At 33.4% G+C, this 19,125-nt stretch carries 14 protein-coding genes; 8 read left to right on the forward strand and 6 right to left on the reverse strand.

The features are described from left to right. Nucleotides 1-30: 30 nt before the first annotated feature. Together D1818_RS15585 and D1818_RS15590 are read left to right on the forward strand one after the other, a co-directional pair. Nucleotides 31-876: a carbonic anhydrase gene (locus tag D1818_RS15585; RefSeq protein ID WP_118459906.1), complete on the forward strand. Its 846-nt coding sequence runs from the start codon at nucleotides 31-33 to the stop codon at nucleotides 874-876. A gap of 301 nt (nucleotides 877-1,177) precedes the next feature. After that, a complete protein-coding gene (locus tag D1818_RS15590) occupies nucleotides 1,178-1,870 on the forward strand; it encodes a Crp/Fnr family transcriptional regulator (protein WP_118459907.1) in 693 nt (230 codons plus the stop codon). 111 nt (nucleotides 1,871-1,981) lie between these two features. Here the strand turns inward: D1818_RS15590 and D1818_RS15595 are convergent, their stop codons facing one another. The 3 genes from D1818_RS15595 to D1818_RS15605 form a co-directional block, all read right to left on the reverse strand. Further along, nucleotides 1,982-2,365: a TraR/DksA C4-type zinc finger protein gene (locus D1818_RS15595; protein WP_118459908.1), complete on the reverse strand. Its 384-nt coding sequence runs from the start codon at nucleotides 2,363-2,365 to the stop codon at nucleotides 1,982-1,984. Nucleotides 2,366-2,369: 4 nt separating this feature from the next. After that, nucleotides 2,370-5,774, reverse strand: a complete 3,405-nt coding sequence (gene ileS / locus D1818_RS15600; RefSeq protein WP_118459909.1) for an isoleucine--tRNA ligase — start codon at nucleotides 5,772-5,774, stop codon at nucleotides 2,370-2,372. A 164-nt stretch (nucleotides 5,775-5,938) separates the two neighbouring features. Next, nucleotides 5,939-8,296, reverse strand: coding sequence for a TonB-dependent receptor (locus D1818_RS15605; RefSeq protein ID WP_118459910.1), 2,358 nt, complete (start codon nucleotides 8,294-8,296; stop codon nucleotides 5,939-5,941). Between the two features lie 117 nt (nucleotides 8,297-8,413). On the opposite strand from D1818_RS15605, the gene D1818_RS15610 reads away from it, so the two are divergent. From D1818_RS15610 to D1818_RS15620, 3 genes are all read left to right on the forward strand, one after another. Beyond that, nucleotides 8,414-9,049: a MarR family winged helix-turn-helix transcriptional regulator gene (locus D1818_RS15610; protein WP_118459911.1), complete on the forward strand. Its 636-nt coding sequence runs from the start codon at nucleotides 8,414-8,416 to the stop codon at nucleotides 9,047-9,049. 125 nt (nucleotides 9,050-9,174) lie between these two features. Next, the gene (locus tag D1818_RS15615) at nucleotides 9,175-9,639 is read left to right on the forward strand and encodes a hypothetical protein (protein WP_118459912.1); all 465 of its coding nucleotides are present in this window, start codon (nucleotides 9,175-9,177) and stop codon (nucleotides 9,637-9,639) included. Between the two features lie 46 nt (nucleotides 9,640-9,685). Then, nucleotides 9,686-10,474, forward strand: a complete 789-nt coding sequence (locus D1818_RS15620; RefSeq protein ID WP_118459913.1) for an amidohydrolase — start codon at nucleotides 9,686-9,688, stop codon at nucleotides 10,472-10,474. Here the strand turns inward: D1818_RS15620 and D1818_RS15625 are convergent. Both D1818_RS15625 and D1818_RS15630 read right to left on the reverse strand, forming a co-directional pair. After that, nucleotides 10,461-12,074, reverse strand: a complete 1,614-nt coding sequence (locus D1818_RS15625) for an Ig-like domain-containing protein (protein ID WP_118459914.1) — start codon at nucleotides 12,072-12,074, stop codon at nucleotides 10,461-10,463. The genes D1818_RS15620 and D1818_RS15625 overlap by 14 nt on opposite strands. Nucleotides 12,075-12,133: 59 nt before the next feature. Further along, entirely contained in the window at nucleotides 12,134-12,814 is a 681-nt protein-coding gene (locus D1818_RS15630) for a ComF family protein (RefSeq protein ID WP_118459915.1), read from the reverse strand. Between the two features lie 79 nt (nucleotides 12,815-12,893). Between D1818_RS15630 and D1818_RS15635 the strand changes: the two genes are divergently transcribed. The 3 genes from D1818_RS15635 (at nucleotide 12,894) to D1818_RS15645 (ending at nucleotide 18,735) form a co-directional block, all read left to right on the forward strand. Beyond that, nucleotides 12,894-13,775: a hypothetical protein gene (locus D1818_RS15635; protein WP_233558529.1), complete on the forward strand. Its 882-nt coding sequence runs from the start codon at nucleotides 12,894-12,896 to the stop codon at nucleotides 13,773-13,775. A 146-nt stretch (nucleotides 13,776-13,921) separates the two neighbouring features. After that, the gene (locus D1818_RS15640) at nucleotides 13,922-15,457 is read left to right on the forward strand and encodes a glycine--tRNA ligase (protein WP_118459917.1); all 1,536 of its coding nucleotides are present in this window, start codon (nucleotides 13,922-13,924) and stop codon (nucleotides 15,455-15,457) included. 359 nt (nucleotides 15,458-15,816) lie between these two features. Beyond that, a complete protein-coding gene (locus D1818_RS15645; protein ID WP_158596919.1) occupies nucleotides 15,817-18,735 on the forward strand; it encodes a GEVED domain-containing protein in 2,919 nt (972 codons plus the stop codon). On the opposite strand, the gene D1818_RS15650 is transcribed toward D1818_RS15645, so the two are convergent. Further along, complete coding sequence (locus D1818_RS15650; protein ID WP_147406116.1) at nucleotides 18,732-19,070, reverse strand: hypothetical protein; 339 nt, start codon at nucleotides 19,068-19,070, stop codon at nucleotides 18,732-18,734. The two genes, D1818_RS15645 and D1818_RS15650, sit on opposite strands and share 4 nt — an antisense overlap. Nucleotides 19,071-19,125 lie beyond the last annotated feature (55 nt).

Genomic DNA, 19,125 nt, shown 5'->3' on the forward strand with positions numbered 1-19,125 from the left:
TAAATCTTAAACCTAAACACAAACTCAATTATGAAAACCAATTTTTTAAAATTATCCGTTTTAGCAACATTATTAGTGATTACTTCTTGTAGTGTTCAAGAAGTTGAAACAAATCCACAGGAAATTGATCTGGGAGATAAAAGTGAACAAGCTTTGGCAAATGTTTTTAATGGAAAATCCCCAGAATCTGATTGTAATTTTGAATATGAAGGAAAGGAAGGACCAGAATTTTGGTCAAGCCTTTGTAGTGGGGAGTGGGAAGATTGTGCCGGAAATGTGCAATCACCTATTGATATTATTACCAGTTCTGTAGTAGAAGACGGAGGTATCAATAATATCAATATAAATTATGAAGAAAGTCAAGTTAGTATCATTAATAATGGGCATACGATCCAGTTTAACTATGACGGTGGTAGTAGTGCTGATCTTAATAATATTGATTACGACTTATTACAATTTCATTTTCACACAGGTAGTGAACATACTATAGATGGTAAGAGATATCCTATGGAAATGCATTTGGTACACCAGGACCCTGTAACAAAATTATTAGCCGTAATAGGTATATTCTTTGAAGAAGGAGAAGAGCAAGAAGTACTTAAAGAGTATATGGGTAAATTGCCTAAATACAAAGGTGATAGTTATTCAAGTAAATCTACATTTAAAGTCGAAGAGTTGTTACCGGATGATATGGAGTTTTATACCTACAGCGGGTCTTTGACAACTCCTGCTTGTTCCGAAATTGTTACTTGGTATGTTGTAAAAGAACCTATTACTGCTTCAGTCAAGCAACTTGCTAATTTCGAAGAGATTATGCACGAGAACTACAGACCTACTCAGGAATTAAATGGTAGAATTATTAGAACAAAAGATTAGCCCTGTTTTCGAACTATAACCTTAACAATACAAAAACTGCCTAAATTTTTTTTTGGCGGTTTTTGTCATTTTTATAACTACATATTTCCTAAAATATAGCCCCCAAAAATCCTATACTGGAATTGTCTTTATGAAGGAAACGCTTTTATATCTTATGTTTTGTGAAATTGCCCATTTTGATTTTAATTTTTCTAAAAACACCCTTCTGATGACTTAATATACACAATCTAAAAGAACCTTCTGTCGTTTTGAAATTAGTTTAATTTTTTGTACCTAAATACCTTAAACCAACTTATTTAAAATGATAAATACACTATTTCCCCACAAAAGATATTCTTTTATTAACGAATTTGTTCTGAAAGACTTACCAGATAAGGATTTTAATTTTATACAAGATAAATCAACCGTCCTTAAGCTGAAAAAAGGACAGGCTATTTTTCACGAAGGCACTACACCTATAGGATTATATATCATAAGAATCGGAAAAATTAAAAAATATGCTACTGGGCTTAACGGTAAAGAGCATATTTTTTATTTGGCTAAAGAAGGAGAGATCATAGGTCATCATGAGCTTATTTCTGAAGAAACCTATTCTTCTTCTGCAGCTTGTTTAACAGATTCTATTGTGAATTTAATTCCCAAAGATGTTTTTTTTAAAATATTAGAAGACAATCCAAATATTAAAAATAGATTATTGAGAAGTATTTCACACGAATTTGGTGTATTTATTAATAACTCTAGAATCTTGGCTCAACACAGTGTAAGAGAACGATGTGCTATTTCTATTATAAAATTACAAGAATTTTTTAGTATAAAGGAAGGAGGTGGTTTTAGAATTTCCAGAAAAGATCATAGTAATATCGTAGGTACTTCAGTGGAATCTTTGGTCCGTGTTTTACACGATTTTAAAAAGGAAAATGTGATTAAAATCAGCGAAAATTTAATATTTATCATCGATATTAAAAAATTGGTTGAAATTTGTAATCTAATTTGATTTTGAATGATATTATTTGTTAATTCTACTTAAATCTAGGATTATAGCAATAAAAAAAGTGTACGTTTTATTACGTACACTTTTTTTTATTTATTTTTCTTCTTACAGCTCTTAACTCTGCATATTCTTAGCCTCAATACTAAGTGTTGCGTGTGGGACAAGCTTTAATCGCTCTGGATTAATAAGTTTTCCTGTGACACGACAAATGCCATATGTTTTGTTTTCTATTCGTAGTAATGCATTTTTTAGATCACGTACGAATTTCTCTTGCCTAATTGCTAATTGTGTATTTGCTTCTTTAGACATAGTTTCGCTTCCTTCTTCAAAAGCTTTAAATGTTGGCGAAGTATCATCTGTACCATTATTACCATCATTTTTGTAAGCGCTCTGAAGTAATTCTAAATCTTTCTGCGCTTTTTCCATTTTGTCAACGATGATTTCCTTGAACATCGCTAAATCGGCATCACTATACCTTACTTTTACATCTGCTGCCATACTCTTATTGTTTTTTAATTACCAATTGGGTTGCAATGTCGTCAAACGCAATTTCCGTACCATTTATTACATCTGTTGCAAATTCAATTGTCTCGGTTAAGGTTTCATTTTTGATGTATGCTTCATTAGTTGCAACGGCTTCTTGGATAGACTTGTTTTCCTTTATTACAATTTCTATTCGATCAGTCACCTCTAATCCACTATCCTTACGGATATTTTGGATTCGATTTACAAGTTCTCTGGCAATCCCTTCTTTTTTGAGCACTGGAGTTATGGTTATATCTAATGCTACGGTTAGAGCTCCTGAATTTGCAACCAACCAACCCTCAATATCCTGAGAACTGATTTCTACATCATCGGTACCTAATGTAATAATTTTATTGTTAATTTCTAAGTCAAAACTTCCAGTTTGTTCTAGAATTTTAATAGTCTCTTGATCAAAAGATTGTATCTCGCTGGCAATCAATTTCATGTCTTTCCCGAAACGAGGACCTAAATTTTTGAAATTTGGTTTTATTTGTTTCACCAAAATACCTGAAGCATCGTCAAGTAGCTCTATCTCTTTAACATTTACTTCACTTTTTATTAAATCAGCAATGTCGTTTATCTCAGCTTTATCTGTTTCGTTTAATACAGGGATCATGATTCTCTGTAATGGTTGGCGTACTTTGATCTTTTCTTTTTGTCGCAAAGACAGTACTAAAGAACATACAGATTGTGCTTTTTGCATTTTGTGTTCCAAAGCCTTATCAACAAACGAGCTTTCATATTTTGGGAAATGTGCCAGATGAACACTTTCAGAAGTTTCTTGGTCCGAATTAGAGATAAGATCCTTGTACAGGCGATCCATAAAAAATGGTGCTACCGGTGCTCCCAGTTTTGCTACTGTAAGCATACACGTATATAAAGTCTGGTATGCAGAGATCTTATCTTTCTGGTATTCACCTTTCCAATATCTTCTTCTGCTTAAACGGACAAACCAATTACTTAGGTTTTCCTGAACAAAATCAGAAATAGCCCTTGTAGCTTTTGTAGGTTCATATTCATTATAATATTCGTCTACATTTTTGATCAGCGTATGTAGTTCACTTAAAATCCATCGATCAATTTCTGGACGTTCTGCTAATGGAATATCAGCTTCTCCATAGGTGAAATTATCAATATTGGCATAAAGTGTGAAAAACGAATAGGTGTTATACAACGTACCGAAAAACTTACGACGCACTTCCGCAATTCCTTCAAGGTCAAATTTTAAGTTGTCCCATGGATTGGCATTACTTATCATATACCATCTTGTGGCATCTGGTCCATATGTTTTTAGTGTGTCAAAAGGATCTGCAGCATTACCTAATCGTTTAGACATTTTCTGACCATTCTTGTCTAATACCAAACCATTAGATACCACGTTTTTATATGCAACATCATCAAAAATCATTGTTCCGATGGCGTGTAAAGTATAGAACCACCCACGTGTCTGATCTACTCCTTCTGCAATGAAATCTGCTTTTCTTTCTCCAGATTCTACTTTTTCTTTATTTTCAAAAGGATAATGCCATTGTGCATAAGGCATAGAACCTGAATCAAACCATACATCGATCAAATCACTTTCACGTTTCATTGGTTTTCCTGATGGAGAAACTAAGGTGATTTTATCTACTACATTTTTATGAAGATCTATTTTGTCATAGTTCTCTTCACTCATATCTCCAACGATAAAATCTGCGAAAATATCGGCTTCCAGAACTCCAGCATCAACTGCTTTTTGCATTTCAGCTTTTAATTCTTCTACAGAACCGATCATTATTTCTTCTTTGCCATCTTCCGTTCTCCAGATAGGTAAGGGGATTCCCCAGAAACGAGATCGAGATAAATTCCAGTCATTAGCATTTGCTAACCAATTTCCGAAACGACCTTCTCCAGTTGCTTTTGGTTTCCAGTTGATACCTAGATTCAATTCATGCATGCGATCCTTAAAATCGGTCACTTTTATAAACCAGGAATCTAATGGGTAATATAAAATAGGTTTATCTGTACGCCAGCAGTTAGGGTAACTGTGTACATATTTCTCAACCTTAAAGGCTTTGTTCTCTATTTTTAACTTGATAGCAATTTCTACATCTATAGATTTCTCTGGAGCTTCACCATCATTATAATATTCATTTTTTACGTACTTACCGCCAAATTCACCAACGTGTTTTGTGAATTTACCTTGTAAATCTACTAACGGAACCAGGTTGTCATTGTCATCTTTAACAAGTAACGGTGGAACTTCTGGTGTAGCTTGTTTCGCTACCATCGCATCATCTGCACCAAAAGTTGGCGCTGTATGAACAATACCAGTACCGTCTTCTGTAGTTACAAAATCACCGGAGATTACTCTAAAGGCATTTTCCGCATTGTCATTTGGTAGTGCGTAATTTAACAGTTGTTCGTAACGTATCTCTACAAGATCAGCTCCTTTGAATTCTTTTAATAAGAAATAAGGAATTTTTTTATCACCTTCTTTAAAAGCATTTACATCTTCTTCGCTTTCTGCTTGGATAAATTTTCCGCCAAACTGTTTTTCAACTAGATTTTTAGCCAGAATCACATTAATCGGTTCGAACGTATACTGATTGAAAGTTTTTACAACTACATAATCAATCTTGGGCCCAACGGTTAATGCAGTATTCGATGGTAATGTCCATGGAGTAGTTGTCCAAGCTAAGAAATAAATATCACCAACCACATCTGTTAAGAATGAAGGTAGTGTTTCTTTTTTAGCTTTAAATTGAGCAACAACTGTAGTGTCTGTAACATCTTGATATGTTCCTGGTTGATTAAGTTCGTGTGAACTTAATCCAGTTCCCGCTTTAGGAGAATAGGGTTGTATCGTATATCCTTTGTATAATAATCCTTTCTTATAGATTTCAGCAAGTAACCACCATACCGTTTCCATATACTTCGGCTTATAGGTGATATAGGGATCTTCCATATCTACCCAGTAGCCAATTTTTTCGGTAAGGTCATTCCAGATATCTGTATAACGCATTACTGCTTTTTTACAAGCTTCGTTATATTCTTCTACAGTAATTTTCTTGCCGATATCTTCTTTAGTGATACCTAATTCTTTCTCGACACCCAATTCTACAGGAAGCCCATGAGTATCCCATCCAGCTTTTCGCTTTACTTGGAATCCTTTTTGAGTTTTATAACGACAAAAAATATCTTTAATAGCACGAGCCATTACGTGGTGAATTCCCGGTAATCCATTTGCTGATGGTGGTCCTTCAAAAAATATAAAAGGAGTTGCATCTTCTCGCTCAGAAATACTCTTTTCGAAAATATTATTCTGCTGCCAGAATTCTAGTATATCGTCTGCCACTTTTGGCAAGTCAAGTCCTTTATATTCAGGAAACTTCGTGCTCATTTGATCGTTCTTTCTGTTAAGTCTGCGAAAATAAGGATTTTCTATAAAAAAGAAGAGCGAAACAATACATCGATATAAATTATTTCGTATCGATGTATTGTTTTTTAACACCAGCTTTACTATTTGTTAAAAAAGCAGGATGTATTTATGATCTTTTTAGTCTTTTAAAAATCTATAACAATTCCAAGACTAGGTATGATTTGGCCGGTTTCTGTTTCTATCTCGGTTAAACTTCTGGGCTCTACAATAGTTCCATTTGTATTACGAGTAAGCCCAAATTGAGTAGGTTGTGGAGCTTGCTGGGCTAATATGTTTTGTGCCTCTATAAATACATTCAGGGATAAGTTTTTAAAATTCCATTTTTTATCAATTCGTAAATCAAGTTGACTAAAGATATCTAACTTTTCCTCACCTAGCCTATCATAATCTAATATAACTTCTGGATAATTGGTAAGTGTGGCATCTTGATCTGTGGGCACAAAAGGAGTTTTACCTGCAAAACGATATCGGGCACTTATTTCCCAATTTCGTTTTAGTTTATATCCTCCTGTAAATGAAACTAGATGACGACTGTCCCATACCGAGGGGAGATATACATCTCGGTTGAAACCTGTAAATTCGCTATGAAACCAGGTATATGCAAAAATTCCGTAAAAATTGTTAGAAAGCTTTTGCTGAAATTGAAGTTCTGCCCCATAACTTCTTCCTCTACCAACTGTAGCAACATCTTCACTTCCTAAAATCTCAAAATCTGCTCCCTTGTTAGCAAGTGATACCCCGTCTAAAACGGAAACTGGATAATCATCATAACGCTTGTAAAACCCTTCTAAAGAGATGCTTGAAGAAGGACTAAAATCGTGTTGAAGCCCTAAAACATAATGATCGCTTACTGTATATTCTACATCTTGATTTATAAGTGTATTGTCATTGTTTCTAAAGCCTAAGATGGTATATGGAGGTATTTTATAATATCTTCCTAAAGAACCATTTAGTCTCCAGTTTTCTTTAAATTGGTATGAAAAAGAGAATCTAGGAGAGAATGTGGAGAGTAAATTATCCTCTTTCGTAAAACTATCATCATCCATTCTAAAACCAAGCGATAGATCTAACTTATCATTAAAAAATGATTTCGTCATATTTGCAAATAGACCATATTTAAAGAAGTCAATCTCTGTATTAAAAATATTATTGTCTGTTAGATTTATTGTTTCGTTACTGTAATCAGAATATTGTGCGTTAAATCCTGTGGTTAATTTCCAATCACCAAAAAATTTCGTTAATTGATATCTAAGTTTTGTTTCAGATTCAGTAGCATCATTGCTAAAAATTACACCCGTTTCGTTTTCAGGATCTTCATATCGGGTAAACTTATTGATTAATGTATTGTTACTTAGGGTAGTTTCCATAAAACCAGAACCATCTTTAAATCTATTTTTCCAGGATAGCCCAATCGCATTAGTGCGTTGGTCAATAAATGGAGCTTGTTCTAATTGAGCTTGTTGTTCAGCATCAAAATCTTCAGGTGATTCTACAGAGAAGTCATCGATTGATCCTAAACCGATAAGACTGATATCATTGTATTTATTAATCTTATGGTTTATTTTATATTGATAATCCCAATAATTAGGTCTAAAAGGAAGTCCAATCACTTCGAATAAAAATTGAAGATAACTTCGTCTTGCAGATACTAAAAATGTAGTTTTTGATTCTTCATTTTTCTTTCCTTTAAAAAGAGGTCCCTCTAGTGTTAGTGCTGCCTCGCTAGCACTTATTCTAAAATTACCACTAAAATCCTTGTTGTTTCCTTTGCGTTGACTGAATTGTAATACGCCAGAAAGTGGGTTGTCATACTGAGCACCAAAGGCAGAAGTAGATAAGGTGACATTGTCTATAAAAGATACATTAATAAGCCCCACTGGACCTCCAGAGCTTCCTTGTGTGCTAAAATGATTAATATTTGGCACTTCCATTCCGTCTAGATAGTAAACAGTTTCATTTGGAGCACCACCGCGAATTATCAAATCATTACGAAAGCCACCAATGGAAGGAGAAACACCTGGAAGTGTTTGAGCAACCTGCACAACATCATTATTACTTCCTGGATATGTAGCGATTTCTACTGCTGAGAGCGTTTGAATGGAAAGCGGTGTTTCTTTTGGTCTACTAATTCTATTTACGTTGCTGATTACAACTTCATCTAAAGCTTCTGCGGACTCCTTTAAAACGAAGTTATATGCAGGAGTTCCTTTTGATTTAACAATGATATTAAATTTTGTTTGTGTTTGAAACCCAATATAACTGACGGTTAGGTTATAGGAACCAGGAATAATGTTTTCGATGCGATAATTACCATCAAAATCTGTTTGTGCACCTTTTTCAGTACCTTCAATAAGAACAGAAGCCCCTAGAACGGGTTGACCTGTTTGATCTACAACATTACCAGATAGTTCTCCATATACCTGAGCTCGTATCTGATTTATAAATAGTAAAGAAAGTATTAAAGCAGTATTTTTGATATTCATGACAATAGGTTTAAAGTGTTTTAAAATACATTTGTTTAATTTTTTAATGCAAATATTAAACAAATAGGTATTATATAATAATAATTTTACACAATTTGGTGTTAAAAAATAGTTTTAATGAGGGTTTACGAATTAATTAAGCAGTTGATAGATCTAGTAGGAGAGTTTGTAAATGAGCGAAAAAGCAATGATATACATCTAAAATCCTTTGTGAATTGGGTATCTAAGCGTATGGATCAAACTAGTGCTTCGGAAAATTATACTATTACGGGGCATAGTAGAGAAGCAGAAATAGCCGCACACATTGGTAGATTAAGTAGATATTCTAATACGTATATTAAATCGGCATTAGTTGATTTGCCATTTACTACTGATATGGATTTTGCTTTTACTGCTATTCTTCATCGATCGGGAGAGATAGGAAAAACGGATTTAATAAGAAAAATGGTGTATGATAAATCTTCTGGAATGGAGGTGATTAAGAGACTTCTCAAAAATGAAATCATAGAACAATTTCCAAATCCCGATGATAAAAGAAGTAAACTTTTGCGTCTTACAAAAAAAGGAGAAGAATATGTAATTATGGCATATGGTGAAGCAAGTAAAGCTGCGAAGGTAGTAAGTGGTTGCCTTACAGAAAATGAGCAGATATCATTATTGAATACTTTGAAAAAATTAGATGATTTTCATTTACCTATCTATCTGGAAGAAGAAAAGGATTTAGAAATAATTAGGGAGAAGTATTTTTTATAAAGTAAGATAAATCTAATCTTTAAAAATCTTAGTTGTAATATTCTAATGAATTAAGTGTGTAAAATCTAAATCAATATGTTTATCCTTCTAAATGAAAAGTTATTTTTGGTATCTAAACCTTAATTATGAATTTAAAACAATCTATTCTAAAAGTGCAAGCAGCTCTTGGTAATGTAAGAGCTATGGAAAAATTGCATGTTGATACTTATACTGAGGATATTATTATTAAAGTTGAAGGTACTCGATTTGCGTCTTCTGAATTAAATGAAATCTACATGGACGTTGTGGAGTTAGCTGGTTATTATTATATAAAAACAATTGTTTTAGGGAGTTTTCATATTAAAACATGGAAAGGAGCAACGCTTTTGATTAAAGGAAGAAATTTCGAATTAAATCTGGTTTCGGATATGCAAGAAATAGAATCCGACTTTTCTAATGTTTCAAATAGAAGTGTTACTCAAATAGATTTTGTTATCGAAGAACAGGATATAGATAAAATTGAAAAATCTCGAATAGATAACATCACTATTTCTTCTAAAAAGAAAACAGCTCATTTCGAAAATATAGTTATTACTGATGAAGAGGAATAGTTCATTGTTTGTTTTTAAGAATCTAGGATTTCGTTATTTTTAACCTATGAATACTACCTTAAACATTGCCTTAATCCAATCTCACTTAGCTTGGGAAAATCCAATGCAAAACAGAGCCGTCTTTAAACAAAAGATCAAGTCCATACATAATGATACAGATTTGATTGTTTTGCCAGAGATGTTTAATACCGGGTTTACGATGAACGCTACCGAAGTTGCTGAGACTATGGATGGTGAAACGATAAGTTGGTTAAGAAAATTAGCTAAAGAGAAAGATTGCGCTATTGCAGGAAGTATTATTATAAAAGAGAGCGAAGGGTATTTTAACCGTTTTCTTTTTGTAAGACCTGATGGAAACATTGAGAAATATGACAAGCATCAATTATTTACATTAGCTAAAGAGGAAGAAGTGTTTACAGCTGGTAATGAAGAAGTAATTATACTTTATAAAGACTGGAAAATTAAACCACAGGTTTGTTATGATCTTAGATTTCCGGTTTGGGCAAGAAATACGTCTGGATATGATGTATTGCTATATGTAGCTAGTTGGCCAAAGCCGCGAGTGAATGCCTGGGATACACTTCTAAAAGCAAGAGCTATTGAGAATATGTCATATTGTATTGGTGTCAATCGAGTAGGTCTCGATGGAAAAGGGTATGAATATAGTGGTCATTCTGCTGTTTATGATGTGTTGGGGAATTCTATTTTGCAAGAAAATCCAATCGAAAGAGAGGCAATATTATATGCTACTCTAGATAAATCCCATATCGAAAATACTCGTAAAAAATTGCCTTTTCTGAATGATGCAGACAACTTTCAGATTACTCCAAAATAAAGGTTTGTTTTAATTCCCAATTAGCTCTTACTTCTATGGGTTTAGGATAGTAAACTACTTTTTCTGCCTGAATTCCTTTTAGAAAATCTCCCGTATCCCATTCTCCATTTTTATTTTTATCAAAAATGACTCTTAGATTATATTTCCCCGGTTCTAAGTTGTCAAAAATGGTGGTTTCTTCTTTAGTCGCTATTTTTTCGTCAATAAATAGTCCCTTTTCATCAGTAGCTTGAATCAGTACGGGATATTCTTTTACATTTTGAAGCGTAAAAAAGATCGTACCATAATCTGCTAATTTTGTAGTTCTGAAATTAACATTTATACTGTCATTTACATTGCCTACAAAATCGCTAACAGCTTCCGGTAACAATTGCATTCTATAAGTATTGCTTTCTGTTCTTTCGAAAGTAAATATTGCCTCATTTTTAACTTTGTCCAATTTCACTGAAAATGGCACGTCTAAAGTATCCTTATCAGTTAATGAGATTAATTTTTCATCAATGGTTTCTATAGGAGTGTTGGAGAATAGTGTAAAATCTTGATTAAAAGCTAGGCTTCTTTTTATATTACTTGTAAGTTTTAGGGAGTCTTTGTATTGATCTTTAAATCTTGCAACTAAAGTGTCTCGAAAGTTTTTACTGTTGGTTACTTCAAAAATCAACGAATCCGCCTCGAAAAAAGGTCTAAACCAATAATGTAATGTATCTTTTGTCTTATCTGGAAAAATTCTAGTTTCAAAATTTTCCGGAGTTTTACTTACTATGTTGATTTTCATAGAATCGGCTACACCGTTATATCCAAAAACAAAAGAATTTTTCGATACTTGTTTTGGTTTTAATGCTTTAAAATCTAGAATTTCTTTAAATAGGTTTATCGTAAAGATTTTTGCTGTATCTGCAGGAAGTGTTACAATCTCTTCGTAAAAACCAATTTTATCTTGTTTTGGTTGGTAGGTATAGTTTGTTGCAACATCTTTTAGTGCAATTAACTTGTATTTACCTTCTTTTAGATTGTCTAAGTCAAAATTAATACTGTCTAATGTGCTTGTTACATATCTGGGCACTTCATTAAAAACTAAAGAGTCAGAGTAGTTTTCATCAATTTCATATAAGGCAACAGTAATAAAAGGATCTGCTTTTTTCTCTAAAGCATCTCCAACAGTACCCTGTATTCTAAGTGAATCTAATGAGTCTCCTGTAGAGAAAACATATTTAAAAAATGGATTAGCGTTTCCTTCATTATTATCTTCGATGCTTTGACCAAAATTGATACTATAGGTGGTGTTTTTTAATAAAGTGTCCAAAAATTTAATTTTCAGATACTTACTAGCGCCTCCTAAAGGTGTTATCTCTGGTTTGGGATCCATAGGAGGAGATATAATGATTTGTTTTTGGGGATCCTTTAGCTTTACGTATTCATCAAAATAAATTCGAATTTCATTATTGTTAAAATTTGTCGAAAAATTAGGAGGAGTCGCCTTCACAAATTTGGGAGGAATTTCATCCTTTTCGCCTCCTGTTATAGAACCTTTTTTGGCACAACTAACAATCAAGATTAAATAAAAAGCAGTTAACAATAACGTATAGGATCTTTTATACATAGCTCCGTTACAATTTTTTAAAGACACAAAGAAACGACTATTTATAACAAACAAAAAATCTATATAGTGATAGCCATGGTCGCAATGCTTATTTTGATACCTGAGATCGATTTAAGAACTTGAATACAAGCTTCTATGGTGGCACCTGTGGTAACAATATCATCAACAATCAAAATATGTTTGTTTATCAATAAGGACTCATTTTGTATTCCAAATGTTTCAGAAGTGTTTATCCAGCGAGTTAAACGACTATTTTTTGATTGTTTTTCATTGTAGGAATTTTTTTTCAAAACATTATCGATGTATTTTGCATCTAGTTTTTTAGCAATTTCCCTCCCAAATTTCTCTACTTGGTTAAAACCTCTTTCTCTCAATCTCTTAGGATGGAGAGGTACTGGAATAACAGAATCAATACATTGATAATCAGATAATTGGTTTAATTCTCCGCCCAGCCAAATGCCAAGTTCTTTACCTATTTCTTCTCTACCTCTATACTTAAGATTATGAATCAAATTTTGTACTAAACTATCCTTTTCAAACACCAATAATGAGGTAGCATTTTCTATTTTGGCTCGCCCATAAAATACTTTTTCGATCTTTTTAGCGTTTACCTTATGAAAATTACCTAATGGGAGCTTGTGTCTACAAGAAGTACACAGGATCCTTTCGTTTTTATATAAAGGATTGTCACAAGCGGAACAAAATATAGGATAGAATAAATAAGCTAAGTCGCTTAACATATTAGGTCAATTAACATTAATTATTATATTTAACTAAATTTACTATTTTAACGTAACCATCAAAAATTAGAAATTTATTATGACAACTCAAAACAATAACTTGACCCTTAAGATACTAATTGGTGTTCTGGGAGCTCTTTTATTAATTCTGGGGATCTTCACGTATAAGTTTTACAACGAAGAAAAGAGAGAAAAAGCAATTTTGCAACAAGAAAAGGATTTAATTGAAAGTGAATTAGGAGAATTAATCACAAAATATGACAATGCTATTGCACTTAATGAGGTAATGGATGATCATTTACTAAAAGAAAAGCAGCGTGTTGTTGTTTTATTAGATAGTTTAAAAGACTATGATGCTAATGTAGCATTGATTGCGCGATATAGAAGAGAAGTAAGTAAACTGAAAAAAGAGCGTGAAAGATTATTTAAATTGGCGGATAGTTTAACTACTGCTAATGCTCAGTTAGCTACTGATTTAGATAGTACTTCTACAGCTTTATCAGAAAGAATTGTATTCTCTGATTCTTTGGCATCACAGAATAGTAAATTGGCAGAAATTGTAGAAAGAGGATCTGCTTTACAGGCTTCAGGTATCAAAGCAGAAGGAGTTAGAGTAAGAAATAGTGGTAAAATTACTACTACATCAAGATCAAGTAGAGCTGAAAAAGTAAGAGTTTGTTTTACACTATCACCTAATAAATTGACTGAAAAAGGAGATAAGGATTTATTCGTTCAGGTTATTAATCCTGAAAATAATCTTATTGGAGATAAAGTTTCGATAAACTTTGATGATGCGGTTCTTACGTATAGTGGTCGTAATAAAGTGTTTTATGAGAATGATGCTTTAGACGTTTGTGTTTTAGTAGACGCATCAGATGGAGAGTTAGTAAAAGGAAACTATGTAGTAAATTTATTCTCTGGTCCTAGAATGATTTCTAATACACAGTTTGAATTGAAATAAGAATAATTTTTCAAAACATAAATACCAAACCACCATGTTATTAGTAATATGGTGGTTTTTTTGTGTTTTTGTCAGAAATTACTTTATCCGATCATTAATTAAATAAATTCGTTTTCAATTCTTGTAAATTCAGTTATTTTTGCGCCATGGCAAATCAAGAAGATAAATTTAAGAAGGTTATAGCTCATGCTAAGGAGTATGGGTATATTTTTGGTTCTAGTGAGATCTATGATGGATTGAGCGCGGTATATGATTACGGGCAAAATGGAGCCGAGCTTAAAAAGAACATTAGAGAATATTGGTGGAAGAGCATGGTGCATATGAACCAAAATATTGTAGGGTTGGATGCTGCAATATTTATGCACCCAACGACCTGGAAAGCTTCAGGCCACGTAGATGCTTTTAGTGATCCACTTATAGATAATAAAGATTCTAAAAAAAGATATAGAGCGGATGTGTTGTTAGAGGATTATGCTGAAAAACAATACCAAAAAGCTCAAAAAGAAATAGCGAAAGCTAAAAAACGTTTTGGAGACTCTTTTGATGAAGAACAATATATTACAACCAACCCGAGAGTAGTAAAATATCTTTCAGAACAACAGAGAGTATTGAAGCGTATGGCAAAATCTTTGGAAAATGAAGATCTAGCCGATGTAAAAGCGTTGATTGAAGAACTAGGTATTGCTGATCCCGATACAGGATCTAAAAACTGGACAGATGTTAGGCAATTTAATCTGATGTTCGGTACTAAGCTTGGTGCCTCTGCAGAGTCTGCTACGGATTTATACTTAAGACCAGAAACAGCGCAAGGTATTTTTGTTAATTTTTTGAATGTTCAGAAAACAGGTCGAATGAAAATTCCTTTTGGAATAGCACAGACAGGTAAGGCATTTAGAAATGAGATTGTTGCAAGACAATTTATCTTTAGAATGCGTGAGTTTGAACAAATGGAAATGCAGTTCTTTGTGCGTCCAGGAGAAGAAATGAAGTGGTATGAGCATTGGAAAGAAACGCGATTAAACTGGCATTTATCATTAGGATTAGGAAAAGAAAATTATCGTTTCCACGATCATGATAAGTTAGCACATTATGCAAATGCTGCAGCAGATATAGAATTTAATTTCCCATTTGGATTTAAAGAATTGGAAGGAATTCACTCTAGAACAGATTTTGACTTAAAAGCACACGAAGAGTTTTCGGGTAAAAAATTACAATTTTTTGATCCAGAATTAAAAGAAAGCTATGTTCCTTATGTAGTGGAAACATCAGTAGGATTGGACAGAATGTTTCTTGCTGTATTCTCTACCGCATTGCAGGATGAGGTACTAGAAGATGGATCTAGTAGAGTAGTCTTAAAATTACCGGCAGTGGTAGCGCCAGTGAAGGCAGCTATTCTCCCATTAGTTAAAAAAGATGGCCTACCAGAAGTTGCAGAAAAAATTGTAGAAGATCTTAAATGGAAATTCAATGTAGCTTATGATGAGAAGGATGCTATTGGGCGTCGTTACAGAAGGCAAGATGCAGCAGGAACACCGATATGTATTACAGTAGATCATGATACATTAAATGATCAAACGGTGACGATAAGAGATAGAGATACTATGGAGCAGAAACGTGTTCCGATTTCAGAACTAAAATCCATTATCTCAGAAAAAGTGGATGCAGAATTTTGGTTAAAATAAAATAACAACAGCAATGAAAAGCCGCCTCTTAAGCGGCTTTTTTTTATTTTAACTACAGGATAATAGATAGGTTTAGTAGGGTTTATAGAGATTTAACTGTTTAATTATATGTCTAGGGGCGACATTTTTTAGTTCTAAAGAAACTTGGAGCTTTCTAATTATAAGAAATCTCTTTTGTTTCCCGTTATAAGTATAGATTAAGTGTTTAGTTTTTATCATATTTTAATGTATTAATTGTATTTTAGACCAAAAATTGAAATAATTCTCATCTTAAAAATTCTCTTATGCTATTGAAAAGGATAACTTTCTTTTCTTTTTTGTTTTTCTGCGTAGTTGGTTTTTCCCAGAATAAAAAAACCATGACTGCTACGTTGGTTACTTCTTCTAGTTATATGAAAGATGTAGAACCACTGAAGGGTAAGAAGTTGATCCCGGAAGAAATTAGAGAAGGAGAGGTAAACCCTAAGAGAACTGGTGCTAATAAAATTGTACCTGGTAAAGGATTGCCAAAAGGGCAAGATGCTTTATTATTAAAGCAAAAAAGTGCTAGCAATACTAGAGCTAATAGAGCTCCTTCATTGATTTTTGAAGCTAATTCCAGTTCTTTTTCTCCATCCGATCCTACAGGAGCGATAGGGCCTAATCATTATATAACGGCTAAAAATTTTGCGTTTGCAATCTATGATAGAAATGGAAATGTTTTAGTGCCTTCTACCTCCTTGACTAATATTTTTCCAGGAGAATCCTTGGGAGATCCGATTGTGTTTTATGATAATTTTGCTGATCGATTTGTAATAACACAGTTTAGTGAGACTCCTAATGGTTTTTTAGTGGCAGTTTGTAAAGGCCCTGATCCTGTTAATGATGGATGGTATACATATCGTTTTAATACCGGTAGTTTTCCGGATTATACTAAATTTTCAATTTGGTCAGATGGCTATTATGTGACAGCTAATAAAGATCAAGGACAGCAAATGACAAGTGAGGTGGTATATGTTATAGATAGAGAACAAATGCTAACAGGTGTTGATAGAGCCCAAATGATTGGTTTTCCTTTACCTGGATCCAGAGTTGGAAGGTTTTATAGCCCAGCTTCTTTTAATGCAATAGGAAGTTCTCTTCCTCCAGCTGGAAATGCAAAGATCATTTATTTTCAGGATGATGAATGGGAAGGGGTTAACGAAGATGCACTAAAATTATGGACAATTAATGTAGATTGGATTAATCCCGAACAATCTACGATTGCTGAAGCAGAAGAACTAAATGTTAGTAATGGAAATATAACTCCTTTTGATTCTACATTTGATGGAGGTTCGTTTGGAAATCTTCCACAGCCAGGTACAGCGGGCCAAGATATTGATGTTTTACAGGGTACTGTAATGTATGCAACTAATTATAGAAGGTTTTGTAGTTATAATTCTGTAGTATTAAATTTTCCGATAGATATTGACGATAGATTAGATTCGGATAATTTGTCTGGAATAAGATGGTATGAGCTCCGTCAAAATGGTGATGATCAGCCGTGGTCCGTATTTCAGGAAGGAACATATACCTCACCTGGCGGTAAAAGCGCCTGGTGTGCGAGTATGATCATGGATATTTTTGGAAATATCGGAATGGGTTATACGACTATTGGTACTGTAGCTGATGGTGCAAATACGGATAGTTTTGGTTCTATTAGATATACCGGACGATTAGCCGATGATCCTTTAGGAACTATGACTTTTGCAGAACAGACGATAGCTGTAGGTACTGATGTAAGTATAACGACAAGAAATCGTTATGGCGATTATGCACAGATTACTGTAGATCCACTTGATGATCAAACATTTTGGCATATTGCAGAGTACTTTGAGGGTACAGGAAACAATGCTAGAGATATTGTTGGAGTATTCAAAATTGCGGAAAACGTGGCAAATGATGTAGGTGTTATTAGCATTGATACTCCGGATGATGCTACTTTTACTACTTCTGAAGTGATTACTGTTACTATTAAGAATTATGGTACTACAACACAAAATAATATTCCAATAAGTTATTCTATTAATGGAGGAACGGCCGTTAATGAAATTTTTACAGGAACTATTGGGGCAGGCCAAACGACATCGTTTACTTTTAATACAACTGCAAATTTAACCGGTAGTGATACCTCTTTCATTCTAGCAGAAACAAATCAAGTTGGTGATGTTATGCCTGAAAATGATTGTATAACTAAAGAAATTTCTAATTTGTTACCAAATGATGTAGGAGCTATTAGCTTAGTATCTCCCATATCTGGAGGAGGTCTTTCGTCTGAAGAAGCTATTACGATAAGTATCAGGAATTATGGGGGTTCTCCACAATCCAATATTCCGGTTTTTTATACGCTTGATGGTGGAGCAGTGGTGAGTGAAATATTTACGGGAACTATCGATGTTGGAGAAACTGCCCAATATACATTCACCACAACTGCTGATTTATCAGAATTTGCGAGCTATGCGTTTCAGGTAGGAACCTCTTTAGGAATAGATCAGGATATTAATAATGATTCAATAAATAGAATAATCGAGCATCGATTATGTTCGCCTACGTCTGATTGTTTAAGATTTGGAGATGGATTGTCATCTTTTGAATTATCCAATATCTCTAACCGAAATATCGAATGTGGAAATGGCTATGATGATTTCACTAATATGGTAATTAATCTAGATAGATCCATAGGAGTGTATGCATTAACTGTTCAGGTAGGTTTTGCACAAGGTGATTCGGAACAATTATCTTTATGGATAGATTATGATGATGATACTATTTTTGAAGATGAAGAGTTGATTATCAGTAACCAAGTAATATCAGAAGAAAACATTAATCAAACTTTTCTTTTTGCATTAGGTAATGAAGCTCCGTTAGGAACACATTTACTAAGAGTTAGAGCTGGGGATACGAATACCAATAATGGGGCAGATCTTAATGATCCATGTGGGTCTATGCAGTTTGGTACTACACACGATTATACCGTAGAAATAGGAGAAAATACGAATCCTAATTCTGATCTTATAGTGATTAGTCTTCCTAGTAAACAGTTTTTAATTACTATGAGTGATTCTAATGCAGATAATGTTTTAAGGCTTGTAGTTTATAATATAAATGGTCAGATTATTTACGCTAATAATAAAGTAGAAAAAGATGCGAATGGTAGATTTTTTGATAGCGTGGATATGTCATATGCTAGTACAGGAATCTATTTTGTCCGTCTTGGAGGAAGTAAGACGGGGAAATCAGCTAAATTCTCTGTAAACTAATCAACACGTTTACTCATTTCCTGAATAGAGACAGGTCTAGCATCATTACATCTACTACTCATTCTTAGATCGCTATATTTTACCCATACCTTTTCTGGTACATCTATTTTAAAGAAATCCTGAATATTTATAGGGTCTAACTTATCAGCATATTTTTCTACAGTCAGAATATATGGACAGTCTTTTGATTTATTAGTAGAAAGTGTTCCTTTTATAAACCCTTTTTCTAACATTTTTTCTGAATTTATGGTTTGAGAATTGTTTTTATTATCGCTAACAGCTTTTGTATCTGTTCTTTTAGTCGTATTGCAGCTGTACAAGCAAATAATAGTCATTAAGCAAGAAATTTTCAGAAGCCCTCTCATAGTATTTAATTTGTTTTATAAAGAT

This window comes from Aquimarina sp. BL5 (genome assembly GCF_003443675.1).
Taxonomy (GTDB): Bacteria; Bacteroidota; Bacteroidia; order Flavobacteriales; family Flavobacteriaceae; genus Aquimarina.

Coding starts and splice junctions, on each gene's coding strand:
- ileS (WP_118459909.1), bottom strand. CDS start 5,774: ATGAGCACGAAGTTTCCTGAATATAAAGGACTTGACTTGCCAAAAGTG.
- D1818_RS15595 (WP_118459908.1), bottom strand. CDS start 2,365: ATGGCAGCAGATGTAAAAGTAAGGTATAGTGATGCCGATTTAGCGATG.
- D1818_RS15635 (WP_233558529.1), top strand. CDS start 12,894: ATGACAACTCAAAACAATAACTTGACCCTTAAGATACTAATTGGTGTT.
- D1818_RS15605 (WP_118459910.1), bottom strand. CDS start 8,296: ATGAATATCAAAAATACTGCTTTAATACTTTCTTTACTATTTATAAAT.
- D1818_RS15625 (WP_118459914.1), bottom strand. CDS start 12,074: ATGTATAAAAGATCCTATACGTTATTGTTAACTGCTTTTTATTTAATC.
- D1818_RS15590 (WP_118459907.1), top strand. CDS start 1,178: ATGATAAATACACTATTTCCCCACAAAAGATATTCTTTTATTAACGAA.
- D1818_RS15630 (WP_118459915.1), bottom strand. CDS start 12,814: ATGTTAAGCGACTTAGCTTATTTATTCTATCCTATATTTTGTTCCGCT.
- D1818_RS15585 (WP_118459906.1), top strand. CDS start 31: ATGAAAACCAATTTTTTAAAATTATCCGTTTTAGCAACATTATTAGTG.
- D1818_RS15615 (WP_118459912.1), top strand. CDS start 9,175: ATGAATTTAAAACAATCTATTCTAAAAGTGCAAGCAGCTCTTGGTAAT.
- D1818_RS15610 (WP_118459911.1), top strand. CDS start 8,414: ATGAGGGTTTACGAATTAATTAAGCAGTTGATAGATCTAGTAGGAGAG.
- D1818_RS15650 (WP_147406116.1), bottom strand. CDS start 19,070: ATGACTATTATTTGCTTGTACAGCTGCAATACGACTAAAAGAACAGAT.
- D1818_RS15640 (WP_118459917.1), top strand. CDS start 13,922: ATGGCAAATCAAGAAGATAAATTTAAGAAGGTTATAGCTCATGCTAAG.
- D1818_RS15645 (WP_158596919.1), top strand. CDS start 15,817: ATGACTGCTACGTTGGTTACTTCTTCTAGTTATATGAAAGATGTAGAA.
- D1818_RS15620 (WP_118459913.1), top strand. CDS start 9,686: ATGAATACTACCTTAAACATTGCCTTAATCCAATCTCACTTAGCTTGG.